Source organism: Candidatus Cloacimonadota bacterium, assembly GCA_020532085.1.
Lineage (GTDB): Bacteria > Cloacimonadota > Cloacimonadia > Cloacimonadales > Cloacimonadaceae > Syntrophosphaera.
On record JAJBAV010000069.1, the window covers coordinates 1 to 5,649 of the forward strand.

Annotated in this window: 8 protein-coding genes; all 8 read right to left on the bottom strand. The window is 55.1% G+C overall.

The genetic code is table 11. The annotated features are described in order from the left end of the window. Nucleotides 1–72: 72 nt before the first annotated feature. The 8 genes from LHW45_10850 to LHW45_10885 all read right to left on the bottom strand — a co-directional run bounded on the left by LHW45_10850 (nucleotide 73) and on the right by LHW45_10885 (nucleotide 5,564). Nucleotides 73–792 (bottom strand): PD-(D/E)XK nuclease family protein, encoded by a 720-nt coding sequence (locus tag LHW45_10850; GenBank protein MCB5286068.1) that lies wholly within the window; start codon nucleotides 790–792, stop codon nucleotides 73–75. Then, the gene (locus tag LHW45_10855) at nucleotides 789–947 is read right to left on the bottom strand and encodes a hypothetical protein (GenBank protein ID MCB5286069.1); all 159 of its coding nucleotides are present in this window, start codon (nucleotides 945–947) and stop codon (nucleotides 789–791) included. Before LHW45_10855 ends, LHW45_10850 begins: the two co-directional genes overlap by 4 nt. A gap of 5 nt (nucleotides 948–952) precedes the next feature. Further along, a complete protein-coding gene (locus LHW45_10860; GenBank protein ID MCB5286070.1) occupies nucleotides 953–1,252 on the bottom strand; it encodes a hypothetical protein in 300 nt (99 codons plus the stop codon). A gap of 24 nt (nucleotides 1,253–1,276) precedes the next feature. Then, the gene (locus tag LHW45_10865; GenBank protein ID MCB5286071.1) at nucleotides 1,277–1,603 is read right to left on the bottom strand and encodes a hypothetical protein; all 327 of its coding nucleotides are present in this window, start codon (nucleotides 1,601–1,603) and stop codon (nucleotides 1,277–1,279) included. A 241-nt stretch (nucleotides 1,604–1,844) separates the two neighbouring features. Further along, complete coding sequence (locus LHW45_10870; protein MCB5286072.1) at nucleotides 1,845–2,291, bottom strand: hypothetical protein; 447 nt, start codon at nucleotides 2,289–2,291, stop codon at nucleotides 1,845–1,847. 111 nt (nucleotides 2,292–2,402) lie between these two features. Beyond that, nucleotides 2,403–4,592, bottom strand: a complete 2,190-nt coding sequence (locus LHW45_10875) for a hypothetical protein (GenBank protein ID MCB5286073.1) — start codon at nucleotides 4,590–4,592, stop codon at nucleotides 2,403–2,405. Between the two features lie 4 nt (nucleotides 4,593–4,596). Then, nucleotides 4,597–4,941, bottom strand: coding sequence for a hypothetical protein (locus tag LHW45_10880; GenBank protein ID MCB5286074.1), 345 nt, complete (start codon nucleotides 4,939–4,941; stop codon nucleotides 4,597–4,599). Next, nucleotides 4,938–5,564, bottom strand: coding sequence for a hypothetical protein (locus LHW45_10885; protein ID MCB5286075.1), 627 nt, complete (start codon nucleotides 5,562–5,564; stop codon nucleotides 4,938–4,940). The genes LHW45_10880 and LHW45_10885 overlap by 4 nt, the downstream gene beginning before the upstream one ends. Nucleotides 5,565–5,649: the final 85 nt, after the last annotated feature.

A 5,649-nucleotide genomic window follows, 5' to 3' on the forward strand; every position in this document is an offset into this window, starting at 1 on the left:
CTCGCCCTCCCCGTCATACCTCCTATGGCTTACCCCTATAAGTGTAAAGCGGTGCACACACACAGAGAGAGATCACCACGCTTCGCAGAGATGGCGATACTCGCACCTGGCGCAGGCCCTGCCCCGCTTGGGCACGAACTGCAAGTCGCGGATCGGCTCGATGACGTCATGGACGATGTGGTGGTCTATCGCCGTCGCCGAGGTGAACGGCACGCGGCGTTGGATCTTCTTAGGATCGCGCAGGTAGCACAGCGTGGCCACGAGGTTCCTCGGGGGGACGGCCATAATCTCAGAGACCATGCGGGTGTAGATCCGGAGCTGCTGCTCATCTGCCGCCTTGTACACTCCTGTCTTCCAGTCTACGATCTCTATCGACGACCCTCTCACCGTGAGCAGGTCGATGACCCCCATCATCGGGACGCCTTGGATCTCTATCTCGATGTGGTGCTCCGGATACTGCCTCACCTCGCTCCCATCGATGACGGGTCTGTATCTGTCATCTCGCTTCACGAGATCCCTGTAACCGGCCATCGCACTCGCGTGACGGCTGCGCATCTCGTCATCCCATCCGCACTCGGGCTCGTGGATCTCCGCATCCGGGCGGTACTCCCTCTCTATGACCGAGTGGGTGTACCGCCCCACCTCGGCGTAGCGAGGGTCCCACTGCTTGGTCCTGCCCTCGCGGTAGTATAGCGCGGCGAGAGGACACGTCTCGTACTTAGAGATGAACGAAGGGCTGATGTGGTCGAAAGGGAAACCCCTCCCTTTGGTGAAGAGGTCGGTCTCGGTCATTCGACCACCTCAGGAAGGGACACGGTCACGTCCACGTCATCCCCCTCGGAGAGCTCCATCTTCTCCACGTAATTCTTCTGGATGGACAGGAAGTACCCGTTACCGATTTTCTTGATGGTCGCAGGGAACCCCACAGTCCTGCGTCTTGCCATCATTCTTATCACTCCTCCTCTTCTTCTTCCATCGCCTCAATCGCCTCGGCCAGCGTCATAGCATCCCACGCCTCGCCTGTTTCCTCGTCGTATGAGCCGACGGCCATCATGTAATCTTCACCGACGGCGTTGCGGTAAGTCCGGAACTTTAGTGCTACGCGCTCTAGGCCGCTCAGCCTCTCCCACCGGCTGACCATCGCCTTGACGGCATCATCGAAAGAGGCGTATCCCCCCTCGAAGTATGACGCGCCGACGACATTCGTTATCACTCCATGCACACCCGTTTGATTCTTTTCCATCTTTTCCATCTCCTTTTCGTTTTACAGTGTATCTCACCGCTCCTCAACTATCAGATCATCCATCTGGTCCTCGGTCAGCATGCCCGCGCCGAAGTCCGGATCGTCAGTGAGGTACGTGATGATGTAGTCGTCAGTAACCCAGTATGTGCACAGCTCTTCGTCTGCTCCAAACACGCCGTTGTAACAGTGGCCCTTGTCTTCTGCCTCAATCAGCATCTCCCTGATTCCATCGATGGTCTCGCACGCCCTCACGATGTCCTTGACATCTATCGTGCGGGCGGTGGCCTTGCCCTCTGCCTCGGCGATGGCCGCCGAGATCCTGTCCATGTTCTTGTCGTTGATGATTATTGCTTTCTCCATTTGGTAGCCTTCTGCGGTTTCCCGCAATACCATGTACGCTGTGCTGATATATAAAACTATACGTTGTATAAACCATATTTATACAGAATACGGAGTGTCCCCGGAGTCGTCAAAGGCTACCAACCGTTCGGGATCCCGGGGACATCACAAGCAGAGTCATTCTCGATATAATAGTGGATGGGCTTGCGCCCCGAGGCGGGAATGTAGAATCAGTCACTTAGAACTTCGGCGCATTCTCAAATCATGCAACCACCCAGTTATCTGGATATGTTATATCAAGATCTTTGAGTGTGACTTCCTCGATTGGTAACCCTCCAGATCCTATGATTATTGGCACTAGGTAGTAGAGGCAAACCTCGCCAGAGAATGGAGATATTGGCACGTCCACAATAGTTTCGTAATGGCATTTTACCCGGACAGATAAATGCTCACCTATGCCATTGGTTATGTTAATGTATCCATTTGTATGCACTGTGGGTACACCAATCATCCTATGCACAGCCTCGATAGTAAAGTACAACTGGACCCATTCATAATCGGACTCGTAGAATGGCTCTCCAGGAATCCCATATGGATAGTCGTACGTCACATAATCTATAGTTTTCTCTATTTTGACACCGTCGACATACAACTCTTCACTCACAATGAACTCATCTAGTGTGTAGATTACAATAGGATCCTCATCCACATGCGGAGAATCTCCTGATTGCATCGACACGTATATCATGACCCCCATTACAGCGAGCAAACCCGCAACAATGATGACTAAAGTCGTCCCCTTCATGGAATAGTGTACGTTTTATGATATTTTATAGAGGATGTTGACAATCAGACTCTGACTTGAGGTCTTATCAGGGCGTTTATATGTGGGTATGCTAACTGATACTCCGCTGACCCTAATGGTCGTTACACCATACTGTATCGTCGTCTCCCCGTTTCCCTGTTCAAAATATCCGCTGACCAAAGCCACCCCTATCTCTGGGAATCTTATCACATCGCTAGAATCAGCCGTTACCCATGAATCTCCGACATATGCCTGAACGATTGGAGCTGCGCTGGGCAGACTTACCGAGCTCTGATCGAGGAAGACATACTGCCTGACGAACATGTCCTTGCTGGATGCCTCGACGGACATCTCGCCTGCGGAGTAGGCCATCTTAGACGAATCCAGCACGCTGTTGGCATACATCTCGCTGTAGTTGTTGAGGTACAATTTCGTCGTCTGATTGGTGAAGTCCAGCACGACCTCCTTGACCTTGGCCGCATATCCGCTCATGCCGTATCTCGAATCATATATCCTCACAGGGACCCCGCCGACGAAAGTGCCCGCGACCATGAGCTGCGTGTAGATCCCGGAGAGCTCCACGGTTCCCTCCCAGTCCTTCGAGCGATTGGTGACGATGTTCGAGTACGCCGCGAGTGCTGCATCCTCCATCGTGGTCACACTTCCGTCCACGCTGGTGGCGCACGATCCGATGGCTACCGTCGGGTCGCGCAGCGTGACGTAGATCGGAGTGCCGTCATCCTTCGTCCCCTTGGCCACCGCCATGTATGGGCGGTATTTCATCGTCAGAGACGGGGAGAACTTCATCATCACTATGGCCCCCGATCCCGGAGAAGAATCCCCTCCATAGTAGAGGGTGGCTACTGCCGAATCCGAGGCCTTGTAGCGATATCCGAGGGAAATTGACCCCCATGATGTCTCCGAGGCTGCAATGCCGTGTTGTCTGCCTGAATAAGCACCACTCGGCTCGGTCATGTCAGCTAATGCCAGGAGATAGTCGTGATAGTAGCTTCCATTGCATCTGAATATCCCGACGATACGAGTGGATGTTATCACTGATGGGGTGTACCCAGCCCCACGGACGATGTTATCGAATATCGTCGACATGGAAACCCCCTGATCTTCATCCTTGAACCACAGTCCCCCCCTTTCACCCCATGCGGGCAATATCGTGGAGCTGTCGAATGACGAGGATCCGTTGATCGACGAGATTATCCAATGTGTCTTATCGTTAGGGTCTTCGGCACCTTCGACGTTATACGTGGTCTGACAGTAATCCAGTGTTCCAACGGCACACTTCCCCGTGGTCGTCACCCCATCCTCGTAGATCGAGTATGATGACGATGGTGCGTCTCCGGTCTTCACTACTATCCACGCCTCATAATTAGAGTTGATTGTCATCCGTACTGTGACGGGTCCGGAATCGCGCGGAATGCCGTTGACGAGCAGTGAGAACGTCCTCTCTTGAAATGCCGTCCATGTGACATCCTGATTCACGCTGGATATCTGCGATCCGCCGACAGAGATCGCGATCTTTACGTTCAGGGAACCCGTGCCCCCTCCGCCGGTCGGACGCTTGCAGTAGCTGAATGTGATGGCGCGAAGGTATTCTCCCGTAGAGGGGATCGTGAACTCCAAGTAGTCGCCGCCCGTCCGGGTCTTTATCTCCTCGCTTCCAGATGCGATGCTCAAAGACAAGTTCTCCCTCCATCTGGCATCCCTATAACTCCCGCCGTGAACCATTGCATACGATTCCTTGTTTAGATAGAGATTGCCGAAAGAATCGAAAGCCCCAGGACCTTCATTCCAATCAAATGAACCTGCTAAATAGTGATTCCTGACGTACTCTCCTCCAGTCGCCCTCAGTATCTGTATCGCATCCCCGAAGGTCAGCGAGATCACGTCGTCCGATACGGACAGATCCGTGATGATGAAGATGCCCAACTGGTTGGATGACGAGATGCTCCCCTTGTAGATCTCCAGGAACATACCCGTCTTGATTGCCCCCGTCCCGGAGCTCCACCGGTTGCATGACGCCGACAAGAGGTTCTGCGACGAGCTGTCGAGATCGTTGATGACGTTGATGGTCCCGGTCACTCCGTAGTTCTCAACGTACTTCAGAGTCGGCCCCTGAATATGATCCGAGAGGTCGATGTAGCGCCCTCCGACAGTCTCATACAGCCTCACTTTGCAATAAGTCGCCATGTCCTCACTGCTCCACTATTGTCATCGAGAAGTTCACGAACAGTCCTCCGCCCGCCGCAGTCTGCGTCAATGCGGTGCAGATGCCCGATCTCGTCCCCTCCACGTCATGCGTGACCGTCAGGGTCGAACCGTCCTTCAGGCTGTTGAGTATCGAGACGTTGGCGGATGTGCGCTGACAGTACCCCGTGAGCGTGCATGTGGCCGAGTGCATCCCGCCGTGATGGATGATGTCGAAATTGGCGCCGTCGATGTCATGCTTGACGATCTTCGGTGCCTTGTCCCATGGGGACATGGCCATGAACCTTATCGCGGAGCTCACGGCCGAACCGTTCCTCGTGACCGTGATCATAAGATGCGCCCCCCGTCGATCGTGACGTTCAGGCCGTTGGCCGTCGCCGCCTGATTGGATGTGTCCTGGATGTAGATGTTATTGGTCGTGGTGCTCGATGCCGGAGATGATCCGGAGGCACCGTACGCTATCGCTACGCCTGCGGCCGCGCCCAGGCCCGCGCTCACGAGTGCTAGCTTCCACGGGCTGTCGATGACCGCGTTGTACGTGGTCACGATGGCGGACCTCAGGAGGGACAGGGTCAGTGAATCGTTCATTAGTTTGAGCGCCTGGATTCCTGTGACGAACCCCGTCAGGATGTTGAATCCGGCATTGAGCATCTGGAGCTTCTGCGCCCCACTCTCGGAGACCATCCCCATCGTTATCAGCCCGCTGGTCACTCCGGACACCGCCCCCTTGAGCGCGACGAGTCCCGTGACCTGTTTCAGCAGCTGCTTCTCCTGCCTGGTCAGGGATGCCGTCGCGGTGTCCGCGGATGCCGAGAGCTGGTCCTCGCTGGTCTTGAGCTCCTTGACCTTGGTGTCCGCATTGCCGGTGGCCTCCACGATCTCCTGCGCCGTGCCGGAGACGTTGTTCTTTAGCGTGTAGGTGTAGATGACCGACCGGTCGAGGCTGGAGGCCATCAGACCGCCCCCTGCACAGCATCGATGGCACCGGTGCGCCCTTCGGCCGTGGACAGGTCGAAGTCCCCGAGACGGACCTCGCGCA

What these genes read in the sequence shown, in the direction of transcription:
- LHW45_10850 (MCB5286068.1), bottom strand. Translation starts at nt 792, where the DNA reads ATGACCGAGACCGACCTCTTCACCAAAGGGAGGGGTTTCCCTTTCGAC.
- LHW45_10855 (MCB5286069.1), bottom strand. Translation starts at nt 947, where the DNA reads ATGATGGCAAGACGCAGGACTGTGGGGTTCCCTGCGACCATCAAGAAA.
- LHW45_10860 (MCB5286070.1), bottom strand. Translation starts at nt 1,252, where the DNA reads ATGGAAAAGATGGAAAAGAATCAAACGGGTGTGCATGGAGTGATAACG.
- LHW45_10865 (MCB5286071.1), bottom strand. Translation starts at nt 1,603, where the DNA reads ATGGAGAAAGCAATAATCATCAACGACAAGAACATGGACAGGATCTCG.
- LHW45_10875 (MCB5286073.1), bottom strand. Translation starts at nt 4,592, where the DNA reads ATGGCGACTTATTGCAAAGTGAGGCTGTATGAGACTGTCGGAGGGCGC.
- LHW45_10880 (MCB5286074.1), bottom strand. Translation starts at nt 4,941, where the DNA reads ATGATCACGGTCACGAGGAACGGTTCGGCCGTGAGCTCCGCGATAAGG.
- LHW45_10885 (MCB5286075.1), bottom strand. Translation starts at nt 5,564, where the DNA reads ATGGCCTCCAGCCTCGACCGGTCGGTCATCTACACCTACACGCTAAAG.